This window comes from Apilactobacillus bombintestini (assembly GCF_003627035.1).
In the GTDB taxonomy this organism is placed as follows: domain Bacteria; phylum Bacillota; class Bacilli; order Lactobacillales; family Lactobacillaceae; genus Apilactobacillus; species Apilactobacillus bombintestini.
Genome location: NZ_CP032626.1, coordinates 303,228 through 328,293, shown reverse-complemented (window position 1 = coordinate 328,293; position 25,066 = coordinate 303,228). Strand labels below are relative to the sequence as shown.

General features: G+C 36.1%; 24 protein-coding genes. 7 read left to right on the top strand and 17 right to left on the bottom strand.

Going from position 1 to position 25,066, the window contains the following annotated elements:
- Positions 1 to 69: 69 nt before the first annotated feature.
- Both D7I45_RS01490 and D7I45_RS01485 read right to left on the bottom strand, forming a co-directional pair.
- The gene (locus D7I45_RS01490) at positions 70 to 831 is read right to left on the bottom strand and encodes a YibE/F family protein (RefSeq protein WP_120784028.1); all 762 of its coding nucleotides are present in this window, start codon (positions 829 to 831) and stop codon (positions 70 to 72) included.
- Positions 828 to 1,826 carry a YibE/F family protein gene (locus D7I45_RS01485; RefSeq protein WP_120784863.1) on the bottom strand — a complete coding sequence of 333 codons (999 nt, stop codon included), beginning with the start codon at positions 1,824 to 1,826 and terminating at the stop codon, positions 828 to 830. The genes D7I45_RS01490 and D7I45_RS01485 overlap by 4 nt, the downstream gene beginning before the upstream one ends.
- Before the next feature lie 331 nt (positions 1,827 to 2,157).
- Here D7I45_RS01485 and D7I45_RS01480 point away from each other — a divergent pair, with 331 nt between their 5' ends.
- The 5 genes from D7I45_RS01480 (at position 2,158) to D7I45_RS01460 (ending at position 7,860) form a co-directional block, all read left to right on the top strand.
- Positions 2,158 to 3,357 (top strand): quaternary amine ABC transporter ATP-binding protein, encoded by a 1,200-nt coding sequence (locus tag D7I45_RS01480; protein ID WP_120784027.1) that lies wholly within the window; start codon positions 2,158 to 2,160, stop codon positions 3,355 to 3,357.
- Positions 3,350 to 4,216: an ABC transporter permease gene (locus D7I45_RS01475; RefSeq protein ID WP_120784026.1), complete on the top strand. Its 867-nt coding sequence runs from the start codon at positions 3,350 to 3,352 to the stop codon at positions 4,214 to 4,216. The genes D7I45_RS01480 and D7I45_RS01475 overlap by 8 nt, the downstream gene beginning before the upstream one ends.
- Positions 4,217 to 4,230: 14 nt before the next feature.
- Entirely contained in the window at positions 4,231 to 5,139 is a 909-nt protein-coding gene (locus D7I45_RS01470) for a glycine betaine ABC transporter substrate-binding protein (protein WP_120784025.1), read from the top strand.
- A 97-nt stretch (positions 5,140 to 5,236) separates the two neighbouring features.
- On the top strand, positions 5,237 to 7,156 hold the full coding sequence (locus D7I45_RS01465; RefSeq protein ID WP_120784024.1) for a M13 family metallopeptidase: 1,920 nt from the start codon (positions 5,237 to 5,239) through the stop codon (positions 7,154 to 7,156).
- A gap of 206 nt (positions 7,157 to 7,362) precedes the next feature.
- Entirely contained in the window at positions 7,363 to 7,860 is a 498-nt protein-coding gene (locus D7I45_RS01460) for a hypothetical protein (RefSeq protein WP_120784023.1), read from the top strand.
- Between the two features lie 48 nt (positions 7,861 to 7,908).
- Here the strand turns inward: D7I45_RS01460 and D7I45_RS01455 are convergent, their stop codons facing one another.
- Entirely contained in the window at positions 7,909 to 9,252 is a 1,344-nt protein-coding gene (locus D7I45_RS01455; protein ID WP_120784862.1) for an MFS transporter, read from the bottom strand.
- Positions 9,253 to 9,394: 142 nt separating this feature from the next.
- Complete coding sequence (locus D7I45_RS01450) at positions 9,395 to 10,282, bottom strand: alpha/beta hydrolase (protein ID WP_120784022.1); 888 nt, start codon at positions 10,280 to 10,282, stop codon at positions 9,395 to 9,397.
- Between the two features lie 154 nt (positions 10,283 to 10,436).
- Between D7I45_RS01450 and map the strand changes: the two genes are divergently transcribed.
- Positions 10,437 to 11,231, top strand: a complete 795-nt coding sequence (gene map / locus D7I45_RS01445; protein ID WP_120784021.1) for a type I methionyl aminopeptidase — start codon at positions 10,437 to 10,439, stop codon at positions 11,229 to 11,231.
- Between the two features lie 66 nt (positions 11,232 to 11,297).
- Here the strand turns inward: map and D7I45_RS01440 are convergent, their stop codons facing one another.
- From D7I45_RS01440 to D7I45_RS06270, 5 genes are all read right to left on the bottom strand, one after another.
- Complete coding sequence (locus D7I45_RS01440; protein WP_162924061.1) at positions 11,298 to 12,233, bottom strand: 2-hydroxyacid dehydrogenase; 936 nt, start codon at positions 12,231 to 12,233, stop codon at positions 11,298 to 11,300.
- A gap of 86 nt (positions 12,234 to 12,319) precedes the next feature.
- Positions 12,320 to 13,921 carry a BCCT family transporter gene (locus D7I45_RS01435; RefSeq protein WP_120784861.1) on the bottom strand — a complete coding sequence of 534 codons (1,602 nt, stop codon included), beginning with the start codon at positions 13,919 to 13,921 and terminating at the stop codon, positions 12,320 to 12,322.
- A 226-nt stretch (positions 13,922 to 14,147) separates the two neighbouring features.
- Positions 14,148 to 14,699 (bottom strand): sugar O-acetyltransferase, encoded by a 552-nt coding sequence (locus D7I45_RS01430; protein WP_422664726.1) that lies wholly within the window; start codon positions 14,697 to 14,699, stop codon positions 14,148 to 14,150.
- Between the two features lie 52 nt (positions 14,700 to 14,751).
- Positions 14,752 to 15,588 carry a ribonuclease H family protein gene (locus D7I45_RS01425; RefSeq protein ID WP_120784018.1) on the bottom strand — a complete coding sequence of 279 codons (837 nt, stop codon included), beginning with the start codon at positions 15,586 to 15,588 and terminating at the stop codon, positions 14,752 to 14,754.
- A 69-nt stretch (positions 15,589 to 15,657) separates the two neighbouring features.
- Positions 15,658 to 15,780, bottom strand: a complete 123-nt coding sequence (locus D7I45_RS06270) for a hypothetical protein (RefSeq protein WP_277949251.1) — start codon at positions 15,778 to 15,780, stop codon at positions 15,658 to 15,660.
- Positions 15,781 to 15,947: 167 nt separating this feature from the next.
- On the opposite strand from D7I45_RS06270, the gene thiD reads away from it, so the two are divergent.
- Positions 15,948 to 16,748, top strand: coding sequence for a bifunctional hydroxymethylpyrimidine kinase/phosphomethylpyrimidine kinase (gene thiD / locus D7I45_RS01420; RefSeq protein WP_120784017.1), 801 nt, complete (start codon positions 15,948 to 15,950; stop codon positions 16,746 to 16,748).
- Between the two features lie 42 nt (positions 16,749 to 16,790).
- Here the strand turns inward: thiD and pgmB are convergent, their stop codons facing one another.
- The 8 genes from pgmB to D7I45_RS01385 form a co-directional block, all read right to left on the bottom strand.
- Positions 16,791 to 17,456: a beta-phosphoglucomutase gene (gene pgmB, locus D7I45_RS01415; protein ID WP_120784016.1), complete on the bottom strand. Its 666-nt coding sequence runs from the start codon at positions 17,454 to 17,456 to the stop codon at positions 16,791 to 16,793.
- Positions 17,457 to 17,460: 4 nt separating this feature from the next.
- Positions 17,461 to 19,659, bottom strand: coding sequence for a glycoside hydrolase family 65 protein (locus D7I45_RS01410; protein WP_120784015.1), 2,199 nt, complete (start codon positions 19,657 to 19,659; stop codon positions 17,461 to 17,463).
- A 15-nt stretch (positions 19,660 to 19,674) separates the two neighbouring features.
- Complete coding sequence (locus D7I45_RS06260; protein ID WP_242446904.1) at positions 19,675 to 20,514, bottom strand: MFS transporter; 840 nt, start codon at positions 20,512 to 20,514, stop codon at positions 19,675 to 19,677.
- Positions 20,508 to 21,008, bottom strand: coding sequence for an MFS transporter (locus D7I45_RS06255; protein WP_242446903.1), 501 nt, complete (start codon positions 21,006 to 21,008; stop codon positions 20,508 to 20,510). Before D7I45_RS06255 ends, D7I45_RS06260 begins: the two co-directional genes overlap by 7 nt.
- 240 nt (positions 21,009 to 21,248) lie before the next feature.
- Complete coding sequence (locus tag D7I45_RS01400) at positions 21,249 to 21,425, bottom strand: hypothetical protein (RefSeq protein ID WP_242446902.1); 177 nt, start codon at positions 21,423 to 21,425, stop codon at positions 21,249 to 21,251.
- A complete protein-coding gene (locus D7I45_RS01395; RefSeq protein ID WP_120784013.1) occupies positions 21,425 to 22,129 on the bottom strand; it encodes an NAD(P)H-dependent oxidoreductase in 705 nt (234 codons plus the stop codon). Before D7I45_RS01395 ends, D7I45_RS01400 begins: the two co-directional genes overlap by 1 nt.
- Positions 22,130 to 22,276: 147 nt before the next feature.
- Positions 22,277 to 24,070, bottom strand: coding sequence for an oligopeptide ABC transporter substrate-binding protein (locus tag D7I45_RS01390; RefSeq protein WP_120784012.1), 1,794 nt, complete (start codon positions 24,068 to 24,070; stop codon positions 22,277 to 22,279).
- Between the two features lie 69 nt (positions 24,071 to 24,139).
- The gene (locus tag D7I45_RS01385) at positions 24,140 to 25,060 is read right to left on the bottom strand and encodes an ABC transporter permease (protein WP_120784011.1); all 921 of its coding nucleotides are present in this window, start codon (positions 25,058 to 25,060) and stop codon (positions 24,140 to 24,142) included.
- Positions 25,061 to 25,066: the final 6 nt, after the last annotated feature.

Sequence of the window (25,066 nt, the reverse complement as noted above, 5' to 3'; positions counted from 1 at the left end):
GCCTCGCTTGTCTTTAAATCTAGTATCAATGCTTAATTAACTGGATGCAAATAAAAAGCCCTAAAATAATTAGGACTTTTTGCTATCTTTTTTAAATTGTTCAGTCATTACTAACGAAGTAATTGGAATAGTTAAAATTACTCCGATTAGTGAAAATAAGATAATTACAAATTCAGCATCGAAAACTTTGTCATTTAAAATATTACCTAATGAATAACTTAGGCCGTGGAACCAAACAAATAAGGAAAGTGAACCTCCAAATAACCCGAAGAATAAGGTATTTAGAGTAGTTCCGATAATTTGTTTACCCACGTAAATCCCATCAAAGAATAATCGATGTGGTGTAATTTCTGGGTGTTGTTCTTTAATTTCTTCTAATCCGGATGCAATCGCCATAGAGGCTTCCGCAATGGCACCTAAAGTACTTAAGATAGCGGTAGAAATAGCAATATCTAAAAAGTTAATGCCAATAGTTAATGACATTCCTTCTAAGTCATCACTATCTTCTAAACCAAAGCCTTGTACTTGTGCCCAATGCTCCACTGGAATAATTAGTAATACCAAAATGAATAAAACTAATAAAGAAGCAATATAGGCTAGACGACTTGTATCATCATTGGTTCCACTTAAGAAAATGGTTAATGCCAAAACAATTACTCCAGTAATTAAAGTTACTATGATAGGAGGAAAATGAAATGCCATTAAAACGATGGCAAAAAATAGAAAGCCAAAATTTAATAATAAACTTAAAAAGGACTGTAAGCCTTGTTTACCACCAATTAAAACCATTAGTACTAACAAGACTAGACCTAATACTATAATTGCACTCATTTAGCTTCCCCCTTCTTTATAAACATGGCAGTTAACGCACTAGCAATGGGAACCGCTAATACAATACCAATTCCACTAATTAAACTTTGTACCATTCCAAGTGACATATTCATAGAGAAAGAATAACCCCAACTATTACCATTCTTTAAGAATAATAATGTCATGGATAATGTTTCTCCCATAAAGATAAAGAACAATACGTTAACTAGTGGACCCATGATAGATTTTCCAATATTTCTACCGGATAAAAAGATTTGTTTGGCAGAAATTTCAGGACGTTCCATTTTTAATGCAAACAAGGAAGAAATAATATCAGTGGATTCATCCATAACCGCACCTAATGATCCAATGATTGTTTCCGCTAAGAATAACGGACGTGGTGGTTGCGTAACATATTGCATGGATTCGTAATAGATTCCTTTTTCATGTGTAAAAGCAAACACCACTAAACTAATTAATATAGAAATTAAGGTACATGCTATCGTGGTAGATAACGTAACTAACATTTGTCGATTCCAACCAATAACTAACCATAATGTAATTGCAGAAAATAGTACTGCTAATATAGAAAAAATCCACAAAACGTTAGCTCCATTATTAAAGCCATCTAAATAAATAGCTGCGGCAAATAATAAGGTATTAATTATAATACTACCTATTGCAGTTAACCCTGCAACTTTCAAAAATAAAAACATTAATGCCATTGCTACATAAATTAATGTAACTACAGCTACATCTCTTTTGTAATCTTTAATAGTAGCAGAAGTTATTTTGCCTTTGGATGAATGTAAAACTACAAACGCCTTTTGGCCAGTTTTATAAGGACGATCCATAGCTTGTGAATCGGTGTAACTACTATTGAATGTTATCTTTTGTCCACGATGTTTTCCGTTGGTAATAATACCCGTTAAACGTTGCTCATAATTATGATCGACATTTTGAAAACTATCTACATTCTTATAAGTATTTACTTTTTTAGCTGACTGCACTTGCATGATGGGTTGTGAATATAAGAAATCGTCATGATTAGTGAACCACACCACTACGATTCCTAATAAAAATAAAACCCCTATGAGCTTTATAGGCAGTTTTTTTAGTATATTTGTCAAAATAATTCCTTCCTAATTTTTATATTTATGATACATAAAATTCATTTTAACACACTAAATTTAAATTAAAATTAAATCGCTATATCATGCATTATATATACCATTAAAGCCGGCAAATCAACATTCTTATTTGGCAACTTATTTGACATTTCTATATTAGCTTTGTAATAATATTATCTATGCTCTTATACAACTGAATTTTTCAAGGAGGTAAATCATGACCAAAAAAGTTGAAGTTAAACATCTAACTAAGATTTTCGGTCGTCACGTTGGTCGCGCTAAAGAAATGATCAACGAAGGAAAATCAAAAGATGAAATTCTTGCTAAAACTAACAGTGTAGTTGGTGTACATGATGCCAACTTCGATGTTAACGAGAATGAAATTTTCGTAATTATGGGACTATCCGGTAGTGGTAAGTCCACATTAATCAGAATGCTTAACCGTTTATACGAACCTACTGAAGGTGAAATCAAGTTAGACGGTGAAAGTGTTACTAACTTTGATAAGAAAGAATTACGTGAATTTAGACGTAAGAAAATGAGTATGGTATTCCAAAACTTTGCTCTTTTCCCAAACCGTACAATTATTGAAAACACTGCATACGGTCTAGAAATCCAAGGAGTAGACAAGGAAACTCGTCGTCAAAAAGCTCATGAATGTCTAGAACTTGTAGGTTTACATGGATACGATGATAGATTCCCTAATGAATTATCAGGTGGACAACAACAACGTGTTGGATTAGCTCGTGGTTTAGCTAATGATCCTGAAATTCTATTGATGGACGAAGCTTTCTCTGCATTGGACCCACTTAACAGAAAAGAAATGCAAGACGAATTGCTTGATCTACAATCACACTTGAAGAAAACTATCATCTTCATTTCACATGATCTAAACGAATCACTACGTATTGGTGACCGTATTATGATTATGCGTGATGGTGAAATCGTACAAATCGGTACACCTGAAGATATCCTACAACATCCTAAGAACGAATATGTTGAAAAGTTCATTGAAGGTGTGGACAGAACTAGAATTCTTACTGCAAGTCGTGTAATGATCAGACCAGATGTTATCAACATCGAAAAGGATGGTCCTCGTACTGCTCTAAGATTAATGAAGTACAACCACAACTCAAGTGTTTACGTAGTTGACTCTGATCACCACTTCAAGGGATTAATTGATGCTAAAGACGTTATCAACCAAATCGAAAATGATAAACGTGACTTAGAATCAATCTTGAAGACTGATGTTCCAACTACTAGACCAGAAACACCAATTAAGTCTATCCTAAATGATATTTCTAAGACATCAGTACCATTCGCTGTTACTGACGAAAATGATCGACTATTAGGAATTATTATTAGAAGTTCCGTACTAGGCGCAATTTCTGGAAATGGGGTGGAAAATAATGGCTAATTTATTCGCTTTAAATATGACTGCCATTCCTTTGGCAGACTGGATTAACAACTTTGTTAACTGGTTAACTCAATTCGTAGGTTTCTTCAACGGTATCACTAACTTTATCGGTGCTATCGTTAATGCTTTCCAATGGGTATTTGATTTATTACCTATTTGGCTATTTATCGTTTTAGTTCTTGCTATTACTTACTGGGCTTTACATGATAGTAAGCACTGGGGTCTAATGCTATTTGAACTAATTGGTTTACTATTAATTTACAACCAAGGTTACTGGCGTGATATGACTCAAACTCTTACTTTAGTATTAACTTCCAGTTTGATTATTGTAGTTATCGGTATTCCTGTTGGTATTTGGATGGCTAAGAGTCATACAGTTAAGATTATCGTTAAACCTATTCTTGACTTTATGCAAACCATGCCTGCCTTCGTTTACCTAATTCCTGCCGTTGCTTTATTCGGTATTGGAATGGTTCCTGGTGTTATCGCATCAGTTATCTTCTCACTACCTCCAGTAGTTAGAATGACAAACTTAGGTATCGAACAAGTACCTGCTGATCTAATTGAAGCATCTGATTCATTTGGTTCAACTAGTTGGCAAAAACTTATCAAGGTTGAATTACCTATCGCTAAGAGCACATTAATGTCTGGTGTTAACCAAGGTATGATGTTAGCTCTATCCATGGTTGTTATTGCTTCCATGATTGGTGCTATGGGATTAGGTTCTCAAGTATACTTCGCCGTAGGTAGAAATAATGCTGGTTCCGGATTCACTGCTGGTTTAGCTATCGTTATCCTAGCTATTATCCTTGACCGTGTTACTCAAGCCTTTAACAAAAACAAACAAGACCACGAATAATAGGAGGATTTTTTATGAGAAAGAAAGTTAGATATGTTCTTGCAACATTAACAATGTTTCTTCTTGCGACAGTTTTAACTGCTTGCAGTAGTTTAACTTCACCATATAATCCTCATAAGAAGCTAGGTCCTCAAATTAACTACACTATCACTGGTATTGATGCTGGTGCTGGTATCATGGCTTCTACACAAAATGCGCTAAAGCAATATCCTTTAGCTCAACACAAATGGCAACTACAAACTAGTTCAACTGCTGCAATGACCAGTACACTGGCCAAAGCAATTAAGTACAAACAACCAATTGTGGTTACCGGTTGGCAACCTCACTGGATGTTCAAGAAGTTCCCTATCAAGTTCTTAAAAGATCCTAAGAACGTATACGGAAAAGCTGAACAAATCCACACAATTACTAGAAAAGGTTTAGCCAAGGATAATCCTGGTGCTTACCAAATTCTAAAACAATTCCACTGGAACCCAAGTCAAATGTCAGACGTTATGCTTAAGACTAACGCTGGTGTTGATCCTAAGAAAGCCGCTGATGAATTCATTCAAAAGAATCCTAAGCTTTACGAACAATGGACTAAGGGTGCTCCTCGTGGAAACGGAAAATCAGTTAAATTAACTTACGTAGCATGGGATTCTGAAATCGCATCTACTAACGTTATGGCTGAAGTTCTAAACAAGATGGGTTACAAGACCACTATCCAAGCACTAGAAATGCAACCAATGTGGGCATCAATTGCTACTAACGCTGCTGATGCTTCATTATCTGCATGGTTACCTAACACTGCCGGTTTATACTTGAAACAATACAAGGATAAAATCGATGATGTAGGTCCTAACCTATACGGTGCTAAGGTTGGTTTGGCTGTACCTAAGTACATGAAGAACATTAACTCTATTGATGATTTAATTAACAAATAATCTTTAATAGTAACAAAAAGCTATTCACATAACTTGTGGATAGCTTTTTTATATATTATAGTAATCAGTATATCTAACCAGAAAATGAGGTGTCTGTATGAGTAATGAAATTAATGATTCCCTAATCAAGGATGATTTTTATAACGCCGTAAACGGTGAATGGATCAAAAACGCAACTATCCCTGGTGACCACTCTTCTACTGGTGGTTTCATGGATTTAGTTGATAATATCGATAAAACACTAATGAGTGATTTTGATGATTTACAATCTGGTAAAATGAAACCTCAAAATGACGATATGGGTGAATTCAAAAAGCTATATGATTTAGCTATGGATTTCGATAAGCGTAAAGCTGATGGTGCTAAACCATTACTACCTACTCTACAACGTATTGAAGACGTTAAATCCTATGATGATTTAAATAATCAACTTAGTGATTGGACCTTCAGTGGCCTACCTTTACCATTTAGTTTTGGTATTGAAGCGGACATGAAGAATGCTAAATACAACGCATTATACGCTAGTGGTGCCTCCACTTTCCTACCTGACAAAACTTATTATGATAAACATAATCCAGCTGGCGCTAAGTTAATGCCAGTCTTTAAGGAAATGTCTCAAAAACTACTTACTATGGTAGGTTATTCAGATGCACAAGCTAAAAACATTGTGGACTCTGCGGAAGAATTTGACCGTATGATTGCCCCTAATGTTAAATCAGCCGAAGAAAGTGCTGATATGACTAAGATGTACAACCCAATGAAGTTCGAAGACTTAGCTAAACAAGTTAAGGTATTCAATTTAATGGACTACGTTAAAGGCCTAGTAGGACAAGTTCCTGATCAAGTAATCGTATCTGAACCTGCTTACTTTAAAGCCTTTGATAGCTTCGTAACTGAAGATAACTTTGCCAAGATGAAGAACTGGATGTTAGTTAAAGTAGTTAACGGCTCATCTGATTTATTATCCGAAGAATTCCGTCAAATTGGTGGTCAATTCTCTCGTGTGCTTTCTGGTAAGAAGGAAGCTACTAAGCCTAAGAAAGCTGCTTTCTACTTAGCATCCGGTATGTTTGATCAAGTAGTTGGTGACTACTATGGACGTAAATACTTTGGTGAAAAAGCTAAACAAGACGTTCACGACATGGTAGTTAAAATGATTAACGTTTATGAAAAACGCCTAGAAAACAACACTTGGTTAAGTGATGACACTAAGAAAATGGCTATTACTAAGTTAAATGCCCTAGGTATTCATGTAGGATACCCAGATGAAATTAATCCTCTTTACCATCAATTCAAGGTAACTGGTAAAGAAGACGGCGGTGACTTATACAACAACGTCGAAAACATTTCTAAAATCATCATCAAACATAACTTTAGTAAATGGAACAAACCAGTAGACAAGAGCTTATGGGATATGAGTGCTAATACAGTTAATGCTTATTACTCTCCAATGGAAAACGTCATTGTCTTCCCTGCTGCTATCTTACAAGCTCCTTTCTACAGTCTAAAACAATCATCTAGTCAAAACTTTGGTGGTATTGGTGCTGTTATTGCGCACGAAATTTCTCATGCCTTTGATAACAACGGTTGCCAATTTGACCAAGATGGTAACTTAAACAATTGGTGGACTAAAGAAGATCATGAACACTTTGATAAATTAGCTCAAAGCATGATTAAAGAATTTGATGGTATTGAATTTGCCGGTCAAAAAGTTAACGGTAAACTTACTGTTTCTGAAAACATCGCCGATGGTGGTGGTTTAAGTTGTGCTCTAGAAGCTGCTAAAGGTGAAGACGATTGCAACCTACGTGACTTCTTCGTAAACTGGGCTACTATCTGGCGTACTAAGTCTACTGATGAATTTAAGAAATTACTACTTTCTATCGATGTGCATGCCCCTTCTGAATTAAGAGCTCAAGTACAAGTTAAGAACTTAGATGACTTCTACAAGACTTTTGATATCACTCCTGAAGATAAAATGTACATGAAACCAGAAGATCGAGTAAATATTTGGTAATACTAATTAAAAAGAACTCTCCAGTTAATTCTGGGGTTCTTTTTTTATATGATATATCTATATTTAAGATTAATTGTTTAGCAAAATTTAAATTGAATACTAATAGCTCCTCTCATATAATTGCGCTAGCTATATAAACACATTATGAATTTTATTTTGTAGCCGTAGTTATTCCATAAATTAAAAAGCTTAAAGGAGTTATATAAATGAAGCATAAAAATGACAAGATAGCCCCGCTATTACTTTTCTCGTTAGTTCCAATTTCACAATTAATCGCTTATTTTAGCATTGCCAAAAGTGAAGCTGCTTTAGCAGTCATAAAGAGTATTCAAGACGGTTTATCCTTTAGTAATACTCAAATGACTATTCTAGAATTCATAATGATCAGTATATATTCAGTTATCTTATTTACAATCATGTTTTTAATAAATTCAGTGGTACTAAATGTTTCTGAGGATAGAGACTTAACTGCCCTTTTCTTATCCCTAATCCTATCTATTGGAATGAGTAACTTATTTAAGATAATCGATAGTGATTATCTGCATACACCTTTTTCTACTTTGATACCCGCAATTATTCATCTTATCGTAGTTACGCTTTCCTACTATAGCTTCGCTAAAGATAAAAAAGGAACTGCACTAGTAGCTTTAGTATCATTATTAATCAACGTAGTTCCGGCAATCATTATTCATATAAACGCTTAAAAAGACACAAAAAAAAGAGGCCTGCAATATCAGGCCTCTTTTTAAAGCTTATTTTTTAGGGTTACGAAGCATTAATGCCATAGCAAGTCCAATTAGTTCAATCACGAAGAAAGTGACGAATACGACGTGATATCCGCCCATTTGAGCGATCATACGACTCATACCATGACTAATGTTGCTACTCATAACATTAGATAGAATCAAAGTAGCAACTAATACACCCGTAGAACCTAAGATTTGACGGAAAGTAGTAATTACCGCAGTTCCATCTGAAATTAATTCTTTAGGTAATGAGTTAGCACCCATAGTAACCGCTGGCATCATAACAAAGGCATTTCCACCTTCAATAATAGCAGCGATAACCATCATAGGAACTAAATCTAAAGTAGCGCCGGTAATACTTAAGACTAACCAACCGGCTAAAATCATAAACATCCCCACTAGCATTGTGGACTTAAAACCAATCTTATCAGCTAACTTACCAGTAAGTGGATTTAATAAACTCAATAAGATAGCACCAGGAGCCAATGCTAAACCAGAAACAGTCTTAGAAACTCCTAAAACGTTTTGATAGTAAAGTGGGAAGATAATAGTAACCACGATTAAGGCAATGTAGGAAGCACCAGTCAATCCTACTGATAAATCATAGTTAAAATCTTTTAAAACTCGTAATTGTAATAATGGTTGTGGCATCTTGAATTGACGAACTGCAAAACCAATTACCATTAAAATACTGATGATTAAAATAATAATAGCAAGAGTTAAATCAATATTGGTTTTACCAATCATATTTACCACATATAAAATTCCGATTAAACCAACAGATAAAATAACGGATAAGAAGTCTAAATGACTTTCTTTTTGTGGCATAACATTTTTAATGGCAAATAATGAAATCACAAATAAAACAGAAATAATTACCATAAAGACGACGAATAAACCGCGCCATGCAGAGAAATGCAATACAATAGCGGATAAAATAGGTCCACAGGCAAGAGCTGATCCCATAATTAGACCAGCAAATCCCATTGTGGTCCCCCGCTTTTCTTCTGGAGTAATGTATAGTAATACGGATTGATATGATGGGAATAAGATACCTACGGCGATAGCTTCCATAGCTCTACCTAGCATCATAGTGCCGAAGTTAGGAGCTACTACCACAATCAAGGTACCCACATCAAAGATAGCTAAAATAGCTAAGAATAATTGCTTGAATTTAACATTACTTAATAACCAAGGACTAACTGGCATCATGACACACATGATAAGCATAAATCCTGTGGTTAACCATTGTACTGTAGATGCATCAATGCCAAACGAGCTCATCAATGTAGGATAGGCAGTAGAAATGGATGATTGACTAATAGACATAGTAAAACTACCTAGTAGCATTACTAATACGAACAGAAAACGATTATAAGGTTTTCCGCTTAAATCATAGTTCTTCACTACATTCACCTTCTAATTTAGAATCATTATAATCTAGCTACATTTTATGCTCTTATCTAAATTAAGTAAAATATTTTGTTTTATATTAGTTTTCATCAAAAATGAAACGGGCAATAATATGATCTACGAAAATATTATGATGTAAACGACTGTGTTGACCGTTGTAACCATAAACTGGAATTTCTTCATAATTTCTAGTGCGCTTGTATATTAAATATTTAAGTGATTTAGCAGAAGCTACTGAAACTACTCCGTCTGAGTTAGTGTGACGGTTGGAATTTCCGTAAATGTTTAATACAGAAACACCCTTAGGGAAATGCTTAGCATCCTTAACTAAGGTGCTGTATGCCGGGAACCATTTATTAGCAGGTTTGTAAATAACTGGTTGTCCCTTGTAGTTAACGTAATTTTCGTTAGCAATATCGTTTAAACGTAAAATACCATCATATGGTCCTGCGATAGAAACGAATCTACGTAAGCGTGGAATCTTGTGTCCGTGTTTGTGATTGTATTTAGAAACTGTTTCTAAAATAGTTACCGCACCGGTAGAATGTCCCACGGCATTGTAAGAATGTACATGATATTTATGTTTCAAAGTAAGCAATACTTTGTGGAACCAATTAACTTGTTGTTCCACTGGAGTATATCTCTTTTGAAAGATTACTTGTACAATAGGTTTTCTAACGTTAGGTTTTAAACTACCTTTGTATTGAATATGACCGTCTTTTTTAACAATAACGGTTAATGTACGATGTCCCCCATCACGAGATGCGATAGTGGCTAAATGGTTAGTGGAACGACGGGATCCACCTAATCCATGTACATATAAAGTTGGAATGTTGGCGCTGTGACCCACACCCATATATTTATGACTTAATAAACGGTCACTACGAATAGCAAAAAATGCAGCAAAAAATGCCACAATAATGGTAATAATTACCAAAATAATATTGGTTCTTGCAGTTTTACTCAAGATAATTCTCCTCTCATTTACTTCTACCTTATATGATACTAGAAAACAATTATTTTTACACCCTTTATTACACTCTTAAATTAGCCAAATGACATAAAATGTAGTAAATTATAGGTATGCAATGAATATAGAAACAAAAAAGGAGAAATTTATTTTGATTACACTAAAATCACCACGCGAAATCGAAATGATGGCTAAATCTGGTAAAGTTTTAGCCGGTGTACACAAAGGCTTACGTAAATTAATTAAGCCAGGTTTGGATACATGGGAAATTGAAGAATTCGCTGATAAGTACATTCGTGAACACGGTGGCCGTCCATCAGAAAAAGGTTTTGACGGCTATAAATTTGCCACTTGCGTTTCTATCAACGATGAAGTAGCTCATGGTATTCCACGTAAGGGTCTTCGTCTAAAGGACGGCGATGTCGTTAAAGTTGATATGACTGTTAACAAAGACGGCTTCGAAAGTGATTCATGCTGGACATATGCTGTAGGTAACATTTCCGAAGAAAACAAAAAGTTAATGGAAGTTTGCCACGAAGCATTATACCGTGGTATTGACCAAGCTGTTATTGGTAACCGTTTAGGTGATATTGGTTTTGCTTGCCAAGACTTTATTGAAAACCAAAACCACATGGGTGATGTTCGTGAACTAATTGGTCACGGTATTCAACCTACTATGCACGAAAAGCCAAACGTTCCTGCATACGGTGAAAAAGGTCAAGGTCTTCGTCTAAAGGAAGGTATGACTATTACCATTGAACCTATGGTTAACTTAGGTACTTGGGAAATCACTGATCGTTACGATGCTAAAGATGACTGGACTTACTATGTATCTGCTGATGGTACTAACTCTGCTCAATACGAACACACTATTGCCATTACTAAAGATGGTCCAAAGATCTTAACTTCACAAGATGACGACATCGATGAAAAATACAAACTATAATCTTTAATAGATAAATAAAAAAGCTTTCTTGTCTTTGACAGGAAAGCTTTTTTTAATGGTTTTATTTTATAGTCCGTTTACTGTATGTTCAGGTTTTTCACCGTTTAGAACATGTTTAACATCAGTAGCTGACATATCAGAAATCTTAGCAAATGATTCTACTGAGAAACCAGCACTATGTGGAGTTAAGAATACGTTATCTAACTTTCTTAATTCACTATCCATAGGAAGTGGTTCTTTTTCAAATACATCTAGACCGGCTCCAGCAATTTCACCGTTCTTTAATGCATCTACTAAGTCATCTTGGTTAACTACCGCTCCACGAGCAAAGTTAATTAAGCAAGCAGAGTTCTTCATCATCTTGAAGGTGTCTTTGTTAACTGAACCGATAGTACCCTTCACTGCAGGTAAATGAAGTGAAACGTAATCAGATTTTTGGAATAATTCATCCCATGATACAAATTCACCATATTCTGAAGTTCTTGGACTACGGTTCCAAATTAAAGTTTTTACATCGAATCCAGAAAGCATCTTAGCTACTTGGTGACCAATGTTTCCGTAACCTACGATACCCACAGTCTTACCACGTAAATCACGTGATGGATTGTCAAAACTGAATTGGTTATCGCCTTCACGCATGTGCTTGGAAACGTTGTATAAGTGCTTGGATAAAATCAAGATATCACTAACAGTAGCTTCAGCAACTGAAACTTCATTTCCACCAGGAGTGTTAGTTACGTAAATACCTCTTTCTTTAGCGTGTTGTAAATCTACGTTGTCATAGCCCACACCAAATCTAGCAACAATTTTTAAGTTAGGCATTTGATCCATAGTTTCGTTGGCAAATGGAGTAGCGTTTAAAATGATAGCTTCAGCATCCTTGTGTTCTAGAATGGATGCTGCCGTTTCATCAGCAACTGGTGCTACTTCAAAGCCGTCATTTTCTAGTTGTTCTTTTAAATAATCAGTAAATTCCTTAGGAATAATTACTTTTTGACTCATAACTATATTCATCTCCTAATAGGTTTTATATTTTTATGTTAGCACAAAAAAAGCCGTCATTAGTAAATGACGACTTATAATTTATATCAATGTTTGTTAATAGTATTCTTGGGCCATAATATTAATTTATCCTTAATATCGCTCTTTCTTTCTACCATAACCTTCTTCTTACGACGACGTAAACGATGTTGTCGTGGTTGACGAGGTTGTCGTATAACTGTTGGATCATGTTTGATCATCTTAAATATGGATAATAGAACCAATATACATACGAACATTAATGGGAATCCGGCAAGCGTACAGAAGGTCTGTACAGTCTTAAATCCACCTACCACAACTAAACTAAAGGAAAATAGAATGAAGATAAATACCCAAGTCATACGGTTTAGACGACTAGGTTCTTTTCCAGGAGCTAGTGGCAAACTGGTAAATGAAGATAAAACAAAGGCCGAAGATGAAATAGTAGTTGCCAAGAAAATGAAACAAGAAATGAAGTAAAAGGCAAACATAATATACTTCATTGGCAAAGTTCCAATAACAGCAGAAATAACTGCCGCTTGACCTTGTGTATTAAGAATATGAGTTAGGTCTACAGTACCAGTCTTTTGTAACCATAGTGAGTAACCACCCAATACGGCGTAAAAACTCATACAACCTAAAGCACCATAAGTTAACATTCCCATGATAACTTGGCGAATGGTACGTCCACGAGAAATTTTGGCGATAAACAAGCCCATGAATGGCATGTATGATAACCACCAACCCCAATAGAAAATAGTTTCTTGTTGGGCAATTCCTGGATTACCATTTGGCACAGTATTCATACTCATAGGAATGAATTTTTGAATTAGTAATCCGATACTGTTAGTTTCGGAATTTAGAATATAAACGGTTGGACCGATTAGTAAAACGATTGCTAAGAAAATAATTGCGGTCCAAATATGAGCATTACTCAATTTATCAATACCACCATTAAGGCCTTTTAGTACGGTAACCGCAAATAGTACAAATAATACTGAGAATAATCCCATTTTCATACCTAGGTTATCAGGTAGTCCGGTTAGTGAACTCAAGACTTTAGAAATAATTGGAATTTCTAGTCCGACTGAGGCACCAACCCCACCCATAATACCGAAGACAACTAAAACATTAACTATTTTCTTAACAATGTTTTTCCAAAGCTCATCACCATCTAAGATAGTAATGGCATCACTTAATGATTGGATACGACGTTTCTTGTTGTACATCATGTATCCGATAGCAATAGTTGGTGCGGCAAACATCAACCAAGCCATAGGACCCCAATCATATTGTCCATACATATGTGCAAGATTATATGCTGTAACTGAATATGGTTTAATAGAACCTTCCGGATGTTGAACATAACGGAGTGGGTCAACCATACTCAACATTAAAATACTTGCATCGATCGCAGTAGCAAATACCATGCTACCCCATTGGAAACTTTTATACGCTGGCTTTTCATCAGGCTCACCAAGACGAATGTTCCCATATTTAGAAACCATCAAGTAAACAAAGAATAAGAAGTTTAACACGTAAATCCACATGTAACCCCATCCCATGTCACTGGTTACCCAGTTTAAGATGGTATTTAAAAATCCTTGAAGAGATGATCCTCCAATAATCAAGGCTATAGAAACACCTAAAAATAATACAACAGTAGGAATAAAGACGAGCTTGTCAATATTTTTACTTTTAAAAATAGTAATCCTCCTCTTGAGATTAAACACAAAAAGCTGCACAAAAAGAGATTCGTATATAACGAATGTCCATCTGCACAGCTTTTACGGTTATACAAATTAAATTCGAATTATTTTTGCATTTCAATTATATTATACACAAATAAAAATTTATGTAAAATATTAATGCAATCGCGTCCTTATCGCTTTTTTACTACTTAACGGTTTTAATTACGCGAGCAGGGCTACCTACAATTACTACGTTGTCGCCAAATGATTTAGTGACTACGGAGCCAGCACCTACTACCACGTTATTACCAAGGGTTACCCCTGGCAAGATAGTAACATGACCACCTAACCAGCAGTTATTACCGATAGTAATAGGTTTACCCATTTCTACATCGGCTAGACGTTGATCAGGATCAATGGGGTGTACCGGTGTGTATAATCCTACATCCGGACCAAAGTAGCAGTGATCACCAATGGTAATTGGACAAGTATCCAATAAAGTTAAACGATAATTTGCGTAGAAATCATCTCCTACATGGATATTGTAACCATAGTCGAATTCTACTCCCGTTTCAATCCATAGATTTTTACCGGAATCTCCTAGCAATTTAGCTAAGCGTCGGTTTTGTTCCTTGTTATCATCCAACGCATTAATAGCACTAAGTTGCTTTCTTACTTCAGTACGACGAGCTTGTAGTTCTTCATCATATTGTTGATAAGGTTCTCCGGCCGTCATTTTTTCACGTTCTGTTGTCATAATTTACCTGCTTTCAGATTTTCATGTATCTATATTATTGTATCATATGAAATTATTTATCAAAAAGACCTAGCTGTTCTAAATTTTTGCGAATGGCAGATACGGAAGCTTTAGTATCTACATATTTAGAATCTTGCTTAGGTGTCGACTTTTCTTTCACTGCACTAGTTTTATTAACTGCTTTAGGTTTAGCTGATGTTTTCTTAGCACTGTTAGAAGACTTAGTCATTTTATCCATGGTCTTATTTAATAATTCATCTACGAAATTATTACCCTCATTTATGGCGTGTCCCTTAGTCCAACTAAAGGAAAGTTGGGAAAACTTAGGTAATAACTCAGCTAATTGCATAAATTCCGCTTTGTTTTTAATAACGGTGCCATCGCTTTTCTTCCAACCACGACGTTTCCAACCCGCTAACCAATGTTGGGTAATGGAGTTCAATACGTATTTAGAGTCCAAAATGGCGTCAATGGGTTCATTTTCCCACCCTTGCGATAAAACATACCGAAGAGCGTTAACTAGTCCTAAGACTTCCATTTTGTTGTTAGTAGCGCCCCATTCACCAGCGGAGTCTGATTTCTTCTTGCCGTCTTTGATAATTAAGTATGCCCAGGCAGCTTTATCATCATCTTTGACATGTTGTCCTTTTTTATTTCCATGATTTCTGGAACCACCATCAGAGAATAATTGAATATGTGAAGAATTGCCGACAGATTTAACCATCTTTTTAGCGGATTTAGGATTCATGAATTCTTCGGCTTCAGATTTAGTTTTAAAACTCTTATATTGTGCACCTGAAAAGCCATTCACTTGTGCCTTAGCTTCATCCCAAGTTAAATAAATTCCCGGTTTCTTACCTTTTTTAACTGCATAAAATTTATTAGCCATGATCTTCTCCTTTGGATAATCACCTATTTATGTACAAAAAAAGACTCAGTAAACTGAGTCCTTGAAACATTATTTAGCAGGCTTTGACTTTAAGAATTTTTGTAAGTCAGCAACTTCTCTTTGTTTCTTATTACGTTTGTTGTTGTTGATTGGACGACGTCCTTGAACACCATTTGGATGACAAGCTCTCATTATTGACAACTCCTCTCTATCTTTATAAATTAATTAATACCATTATAATATATAAATGGTACATAACGCAAATTAGAATTATTCATTAACATTATATCTATATTGTTTACAAATGACAAGTTTGTGATAGAATTACTTCAAAATTAATTTAGTTAGGTGGTTGTATTATGGTAAACGAATTTCCTCAAGTTTTAACCATCGCCGGTTCTGATAGTGATGGCAGTGCTGGAATGCAAGCCGATTTACATACTTTCTTTGTACATAACACTTACGGGGCATCAGTAATTACCGCTTGTGTGGCTGGTAATTCCTTTGGTATCCACGATAGCGTGGCTATGCCTATCAGTTTTATTAACCAAGAATTTAAAGATTTAGCAGACGATTTTAAAATCCGTGCCGCTAAAACTGGTATGCTAGGTGACTCTGCATTAATTCATGCAGTTGCACAAAACTACCAAAATTATGAATGGGGACCCTTAGTGGTCGATCCCGTAATCGTTACTAAACACGGTGCTATGTTATTAGAACAAGAAGCATTTGATGCTTTAAAAACTGAACTAATTCCGTTAGCCACCGTTTTAACCCCTAACTTTTATGAAGCTGAAAAACTAGCGGAAATGAAAATCAATTCCGATGATGATGTTAAAACAGCTGCTAAAAAATTGCAAAAGTTAGGTGCTAAAAACATTATCATTAAAGGCAAGCATATCGCCGGTGAAACCGAAAAAGTGCGTGATTACATTCTTCTAGAATCTGGTAAAGATTTCTGGATTGATGGTCCATTCTATAGCACTACTCATAAAAACGGTACTGGTGATTCCCTATCTGCTGCTATTACTGCAGAATTAGGAAAAGGTGCTTCCGTAGAAGATGCTATTCGCACTGCCGATGATTATGTCGACAAAGCTATTAAAAATGAAATTGCCGTAGGTCACAAATTTGGCCCTATTAATCACTGGGCTAGATAAATAACGATAATAAAAAGACTCCTTTTTAGGAGTCTTTTTTATTTAAAGGCGTTTTTTAATATTTTCCAAAGTTAAATCTCTGGTATCCGCGAAATTAATATGCGCATCCCGCAACACGTGTCGTGCACCAATACCAATCGAAGTCTCACCAGCAGCATTAATCGCTGTTATCCCCACTGCTGAGTCTTCTATACCAATGCATTCTTCCGGCAGTAGACCCAATAATTTAGCCCCCGTAGCAAAAATTTCTGGGTCCGGTTTACCCTTCCGTAACTTAGCAGGATCTACAATCTGATCAAAATAATCAGTTAATTGTAGTTTTTCTAAAACTAACGGTGCATTCCGAGACGCCGATGCCAAAGCTATAGGATAATGATTGGCTTTTAAACTATCCAAGAATTTTTTGATTCCCGGTAAAATATCATCCGGCGTCATTTTGTTTACCAATTCAATATATAATTTATTCTTCTCTTCGGTTAAACGAACTTTATCTTCTAGAGAATATTTAACTCTACGTCGCCCACGTCGCAAAATTAAATTGAGTGAATCCATCCGCCCTACACCTTTTAATTCTTCAGATAATTTAGGATGCCATGGCGTTTCTACTTTGTGAGCAATTTGTTGCCATGCACGACTATGCAGCACTGAAGTATTAGAAATTACGCCGTCTAAATCTAAAATAAATCCTCGAATATCAGTAAATTTCATCTCGTCACCTCTTGGTTAAAATCTTTAGAATCTTTTCTAGATGATAAGACTTGTCATTTACTAAAACATTCATAGGTTTACCATCCAGTAAGCTAATAGTAGTTTGGTTGCCGCTAATGTTGATATTTAATAATCGGTTATGAAAGACCATTCTAAAATTGAATCCTTCCCATTCTTTAGGTAAATGAGGAATTAATTTTAAAACGCCCTGTGGAGTTACTTGCATCCCCGCAAATCCTTGAACCACACTCATCCAGCTACCCCCTAAGTTAGCTAAATGTAAGCCGTCTTCGGTGTTGCCTTGTAAATCGGTTAAATCCATTCTTACCGTGTCTAAGAAATAGTCGTAAGCCTTATTCATATATCCCATACGGGCCGCCAACGTACTAAAGATAGATCTCGATAACGATGAATCATGCGTGGTGATGCTTTCGTAGTAGTCATATTCTCGTTTTAATTGTTCTGCCGTGATAGTTTCCGGGAATAATAAATCCGCCAATAAAGTATCGGCTTGTTTATTAACTTGGTAACGGTAAATAGTTAAAGGATGGTAATGCAATAATAACGGATATTTATCGCGTGGCGTATGTGAAAATGGCCAAATGGCTTTCGAAAAGAAAGTATCATCTTGCGCATTAATTTGGAATTTATCACTAAATGGGAAATATATGTGGTCCGCTATTTTCACAAAGTCATCCATTTCTTCCGTCGATACATTAAATTTTGCAAAACGTCGAGGGTTAATTTCGCTCAATCGTTTTCCTAAACGATATGCTAAACGTAAGTTATGTTGCGCCATTCGGTTAGTGAAATAATTATTATCCACCATCACCGTATATTCATCCGGTCCAGTTACCGTGTGAAATTCAAATTGTTGATAATCACGTTTATTCACCCAACAGCCAAAGCGTCGCCAGAAACGAGCCGTTTCCAATAACATCTCAAAGCCGTATTGAGCTAGAAAGTCATCATCATGAGTAGCTTCATAGTAATTACCTATCGCATAAGCTATATCACCGTCTAAATGATAAGCAGCGGTACTAGCTGGGTAATACGCTGAAGTTTCTTCACCATTAATCGATCGCCAGGCAAATAATGCACCTTCATTTACCCCCAACTGACGTGCCCGGTTTCGTGCAAAGTCGAGGGTATTATATCGATACATTAATAACTTTTTAGCAATCTCGGGTTGTGAATAAATGTAATAAGATATCATATACATCTCAGTATCCCAGAAAGTATGGCCTTCATATCCGGGACCACTTAACCCTTTAGCTGCTATATTGGTTTTACCATCACGCCCGGTGGATTGATTTAATTGAAAAATATTAAAATGCAGCGCTAAATTTAATTCATCATTTCCCGTAATGGAAACTTCACTGTTTTGCCACACTTGTTGCCAGAATTCGATACTATGACTTTTGATAAGGTCCCAATCTATCTGGCGTTTATCTAACAAAGTATTTTTTTGACTAACGTTATATTGATAGGTAACCGTTTGGCTCTTATTTAATGTCAGCTTGCTTAATAACGGTTGATCATTTTTATAACTATATACCGTCAAATAAATCTTTTGATTCGATTCGGCCGTGTCCACCATGATAGTTTGCCGGTAACGCGTCTTGGTCACTATTTGTCGCTGAATGGACGCTATCTTTCTAGTCTTGCGTGGATCATCGATTTTCATAGCAATTTTATGTTGCGCATCTTCATCTAAACTAAATCTCTTATCTACATAAATATAAGACGAGTAAGATATGGGAATAAACGTGTATTGAATGCCGAAGAATTGCACATCTTCTTGATCAATATAAGAAGTTACTTGCATATTAATCTGTTGTTTGTCGACATTCCATAATTCATAGGTCTCGGATAGTTGTCCACTAAGTAAATCTAAATTAATGTCGACCAAACGTGCTGATTTAAATTCACGATGCTTTTCATCCATTACCTTAATTTTTCGTAAATTAGGTAAAGAAACTATAGTTTCGTTTCGCTTAGGATAATTTGCCGCTACTTCACCATACACAATGGGACTATATTCAAAATAACCATTCACCAACGTTCCCGCTAAACTATCGGATGTAATGGGATTCGTAGCTCGAATTCCCACATGCCCATTGGCTAGTGAGAAAATCGATTCTAAATTCGAGATATTACACGCATTCACATCAGTTAGTCTTAATTTAATTTCTTTCATCATCTTTCCGTCCGCTCCTTAAACTTCTTTAACGGGTCTTACCAAACCCACCATTAAGCCTGCTACGATAGCACAACCTCCCGCTAACACCAGCATGGCACTCATAGAACCATGCACTAGTGGAAAAATCGCAAAACTAGATACTGACGCCACAATTTGTGGAATACATATTTGCCAATTAAATAGTCCCAAATACGCACCCTCATTCTTGCCTTTAACCGCACCGGTAATCATCGCGTAAGCTTCGGTACCAATCGTGATATACATAATGCCAAACAGTATAAATGGAATTATAGATAGCCATTTAGAAGTAATAAAAAACATCATTATTAATCCTGCACCGCCTAGTAACAGTGAAATAAATAGTATTCTTCTTCGCTTATCCGGTTTTAAACGTGACAAAACTAAAGTACCCCAAATCACGCCCGCCAAGGATTGCACAAAAGTTAATACCCCATTCCAGTTACCGGCAGCTTGAAACCCTGCACTACTCGGATCTTGGGTGTGCCAAATGTTTTCCGCTAAAGCTCCCGTACTATAGGTCCACACAAACTGTACGGAAATAAAAGAAAACATCATTACTGCAAATAGTTCCCAGAAAATTCTAGGAGCATTTTTTAATAAAGAGAAAAAACTAGGATGATTATCATCGTCTGCTTCGGCCTGAATTTGATGATAATCAGCATATTCTTTAGGATCGTATTCCTTAACGTTAATAACCGTGTAAATGGTGGTCACTGAAATGACTAATGCACCAATATAGAAGGCTATTTTAACGGTAGTGGGAACTTCTCCTTTAGCTGCTACGTTGGAAAAGCCCACTGCGGTAATTGCAAACGGTAAAATCGCAGCTAGCATCCCCCAGCATTAGAATAAATATTTTGCAAAGACCAGGCCTTATCTGCTTGTTTCTCATTCACCATGTCGCCGATAATCATCTTAAATGGTTGTTGGCACATGTTGGATGAAACATCTAACAGCATAATAACTACTGCTCCAAAAACTAAAGCTATCAATGAACCATAGCCTAATCCTAATGACCCAACATTAGGTAAAATAATCAATACAATTGCTGAAATAATCGAACCGATAATTAAATACGGCAGTCGTCGGCCGAAACGATTCCAGGTTTTATCTGACATTTTTCCTACTATGGGTTGGACAATCATCCCCGCTAACGGAGGCAATATAAAAAACCAACCCAACTTATTAGGATCCGTTCCGATAGTTTGAAAAATACGACTCATTTGAGACGTTTGTAAGAAAAACGCCATATTTAAACCAAAGTATCCAAACGTAATATTGAATATTTGCTGTCTAGTTAATTTGGGTAAATGTAGCTTAGTTTCCATGTAATTCACTTCCTTTATATAGATAGAATAGAACAGCTCTAACGATTGATATGACGCCTTTTATAAGGCTTTTATCTTTCGTTAGCGAAATTATAATATAGCCATTTTTCATTTACAAACAGTAACAATTTAGTTAAGAGTTTCTTAATAGATTCTTAACTTATTGGTAAAATCATCCAATAATAAGACACAAAAAAAGCCCTTTAATTGTCACCAATTAAAGAGCTTTATTATTTTTATTTACCACTTATCGGGACTCCAAGTACGCCCATCTAATTCATCATGAGCTTGTTGAAGACGTTTTTGTTGTTCTTGTACTAAATCGACAGCACCATCTAGAAAAGACGAAAGTTTAAAATTATTTTGGTCTTGTTTAATCTGCTCGATTTGTTGCAATAACCAATCGTTATTAGCCACTATTCATCCTCTTCTTTCTTTATCATTTCTAGTTCCCAGTGTAATTCATCTAATTGATCATAATTGTCTTGAATGTAGTCAATTAAGATTTGCATGGAAAGTTGTTTATCCTCTGGCAATTCACTATTAATTTGTTTTAATTGTTCAATGTACCAGACTTGCTTACTCTTGAAACTATCAAAATCTTCGTTAGTTAAATAATTACGATAACTAACCAATAATTCTTTTTTATCCTTAACGGTCATGTAAGCAAATTGTGAAACCACAAAGGGTTTTAAGAATTTCATCCCCGCCTTTTGTGCCACTGCTTGATAAGGTTTTAATAATTCTGAAATACTAAAGCCTTCACGGCCACCGACTTGATAATCTTTTTCGGGGTCACCTAAGGTAGTCACAATTCCTAATTCTTTGCCATTTAACCAACCGTGACGGTCTGCATAAATGAAGTTACGTGTGAATACATCATCTTCGTATTGTTTCATCAATGCGGGTGCACTGTACCAATACATAGGAAATTGTAAAATAATGCGGTCATATTGTAACCAACGATGTTGTTCTTTTTCTACATCAAAACTAGGTTGATGATTTAATTGATCTAGCACTACCCAATCTACGTCTTTTAAATCCGACTGTGATTGCTTTAAAAAAGCTTCTGTCATGGAGTCATTGTATTCAGGATGTGATACCAATACCAAAGTCTTCATGTATATCCCTCTTTATAATTTATTACTAACCATTTTAAAGGATTTAAAAACAAAAAGACACCATTAAGTACATAATAGTGTCTTTTCTATTGCGAGGATAAATCTCCTTGTAACCGCGTCATTGGGGGTAAACCCGATTACAAGGTATTATTCTGGTTTAGAGTTAGTTAAACTCAAGCTGCTCCAGAATTCAGTAGCAGAAGGTCTAGCATCATAACCTTTTACTCTAGTGTTAACCGGAGTCCATGAAATAGACATGGAAGTTGGTACATACGCTGCTTGTTCTTGCATGTATGTTTGCCAGTCCTTAAATTGTTTTTGTCTGTATTTGTCGTTCCAGGATTTATCGTTGTTCATGTTGTTTAACAATTGATCATTTTTAGCAGAGACAAAGTGACCAATGTTAAAGGCAGCACCACGGCCGAAAATTCCGGTAGGTGTAGGTTCAGAAGCTACGCCGAAGCCACCTTCAAACACGTCCATAGTATTTTGTTTAGGCTTAGTTAAGTTAGCGTAGAACTTGTTAGATTCCATAGGACGACCGCCAGTGAAGTTAGCGTCCAAGCCTACTTTACGCCATTGTTGTAGATAGTAGTTTTCTTGGGCTTCACTAGCTGGGGTTCCGGTCATTGCACCGAAGTTAATCTTCAATGGTTTGCCGTTAGGTTGTACACGCCATTTACCTTTCTTCTTGTAACCGGCTTTGTCTAACAATTCGTTAGCTTTCTTTAAGTTATATGTGTAGCGAGGTGATTTGTCGTTGTGATATTGCTTGTAGTATGGAGAAATCAAAGAGTTAGGTTGCCATGCCAAACCATTGTTAAATTTCTTACGTAATGCACCAATATCTAACGCATACATCATCGCTTTTCTTAAGTTAGGATTTGCCATTTTGGCATTTTTATCGGATACGTTTTCTTGTTTCTTAGTATCGTAGTGACCTAGATTAAATGCTAGGTAGTTGAAAGAAGTGCCTAATGTTCCTACTACTTGGTAATCCTTTAACTTCTTAATTTGTGGATACTCAGAACTAACCCCACCACTAATAGAAAAATCATATTGTTTGGCGCGAAGAGAACTAGTGAAGTTATTAGGACTAACCACTTGAATAGTAATGTGTTTAATTTGTGGTTTCTTACCGTAGTAGTACTTATTAGGTACCCAAGAAGTGGATTCTCCAGTAACTTGTTTAGCCAACTTGTAGGGCCCGATGAAGATAGGATGTTTTCTAACTTGATCAGACGCACCTAATTTAGCAATCGGAATGTCTTTGAAGTATTTAGATGGGTCTAAACTACTCCACATAAAGGAGTTACCACCGAACTTAAGAGCGGGAGCAAATTTAGTATAGTGAATTTCTACTACCCTGCCGTTAGGTCCTTTAGGCATAGTAATTCCGGAAATAGTTTTGGCTTTGCCAGTATGGAATTCTTTCATCCCCTTAATGGCTCCCCAGTTATCTGAATAATGTTGGGAAGTAGATTCCGGAGAAGCAATAATTTCATAGGAATATTCCACGTCTTTGGCAACTACCTTATCACCATTAGACCATTTAGCATCCGGTCTTAAGGTAATAGTGGCTACTTTAGCCTTTTTATCTAATCGTAAATTAGCTAATCCACCATCAACTATTTCATCTTTAGCATTAGTTTTAAACAAGCTAACGCTACCTGGTGAATAAACGTCAATATCATCACTTTTACTTTGTAATGATGCTGTCGACATCCCAGCAAATGGTGAACTACTAAATTCAGCTACTTTCAACGTACCGTCGTTGTATGTAGACGAACTCTTGTTAGGGTTTTGGTAAGTTTCAGCCATTTTCACGGATGGTTTGTATCCAGATTTCACATCTGAATTGTTGCTGTTAGAACACGCTGCTAGCGCCACTGCGGAAAACATAGTTAATCCAGCGGCTACTAATCTTTTATATTTAGTCATAATAGAACCTCCAATTAATTAAAAACCGTCGACACCTGATAAATCGTCACCTCCTTTCAAATTAAAATATTATTTTTTACTACGACGTTGCGTAGAGTTGGTAGCCCTGCGAAGCGCTGCTCCAATGTAGCTAATTGCCAAACATAAGAGAATAATTTCGATAGTAGCAGGCAACCAGGTCCACCAATAAATAGTGATGTTATCGGCATCATTAGCGTTAGCAATTAACGTACCTAACGACGGTGTGCCGTTGGGTAAACCGAATCCTAAGTAGGATAATCCCGTTTCTACTCCGATATTTTCCGCAAAGGATAGCGTAGTATCTACCACAATTAGTGAAGATAAGTTAGGCATAATTTGTCTAAAAATAATCTTGAAAGTAGAAGTTCCCGAGGCCTTCGATGCTAATACATAATCTTTGTGCGATTCGGATAGAGTCTGTGCTCGAATTAATCGCGAAGTTCCCATCCAATAAAACATGGAAAGAATTAAAGTTAACGTTAAGCCGTTATAGGTAGGAATCACGTTTACTACCACGATGATGATCATAAAGGCCGGAATAATCATCATGAAGTCATATACTCTTTGCATGGCTAAATCCACCATGCCACCGAAGTATCCGGAAATCATCCCGTAAGTAATCCCTACTACGGAAGATAAAAAGGTTAAACCAATCGCAATTAAAATCGAGTTACGCGACCCAATCACCATTTGTTTAGCAATGGAACGCCCTCCAGCATCGGCGCCCAACCAAAAATTAGCGGTAAAGGGTTTCGCAAAGTAATTCATAATATCCGTCGACATCATATGCGAAACGTTGATAAAAAGTGATGCCACCATCGTATAAATAATTACTAGTAAAACAACAATCAGAGAAATCATCGCCATCTTATCCGCCATAAATTCGTTGAAAACTAAACGAAGCGATGATAGTGCAGAGTTTTCTCTGGCGGCTTTTTCTAATTTGTGCATGTCTGTAGTATCTTGCATAGGCGC